Source organism: Plastoroseomonas hellenica (assembly GCF_018129085.1).
Lineage (GTDB): Bacteria > Pseudomonadota > Alphaproteobacteria > Acetobacterales > Acetobacteraceae > Plastoroseomonas > Plastoroseomonas hellenica.
Map to the genome: position 1 here is coordinate 1 of NZ_JAAGBB010000157.1, position 579 is coordinate 579.

1 protein-coding gene is annotated in these 579 nt (G+C 75.0%); it reads left to right on the forward strand.

Translation table 11 applies throughout. The features are described from left to right. Window positions 1-579, forward strand: a 579-nt coding sequence (locus GXW71_RS34620) for a hypothetical protein (protein ID WP_456316005.1), incomplete at both ends; no start/stop codon positions are given.

Consider the following 579-nt stretch of genomic DNA (forward strand, 5'->3'; position numbering starts at 1 on the left):
GCGCCGATGCGCGCATCGTCAACGAAGGCACCATCACCGCCCGCGAGGCCGGCATCGCGGCCCTGGTGGCACCCCAGGTCGCCAATCGCGGCGTGATCAGCGCCCGCCTCGGCACCGTCGCCATCGCCGGCGCCGAGACCCATGTGATCGACCTCCATGGCGATGGGCTGATGTCGATCGAGATCGCCAGCCCGGTGCGGCAGCGGCCGGCCGATGGCGGCGCGCTGGTGAGCAATGACGGCACCTTGCAGGCCGATGGCGGCAGGGTGAGCCTGACCGCCGCCGCCGCCGATGGGATCGTGCAGAACCTGGTGCGGGCCGGCGGGCGGATCTCGGCCAACACCGATGCGGCGACCGGGCGGCGGGGCGAGGTGGTGATCGCCGGCACCGGGGGTGCTGTGATCATCGAAGGCCAGGTGGAGGCCCGCGGTATCGCCGCCGGGCAGCGCGGCGGCACGGTGGAGGTCGTGGCGGACCGCGTGCTGGCGACCGCCGGCGCACGGATCGATGCCTCCGGCACCGCGGGCGGCGGCGAGATCGCCTTCGGGCAGACGCGGCAGGGATCGGCCGCGCCGCGGC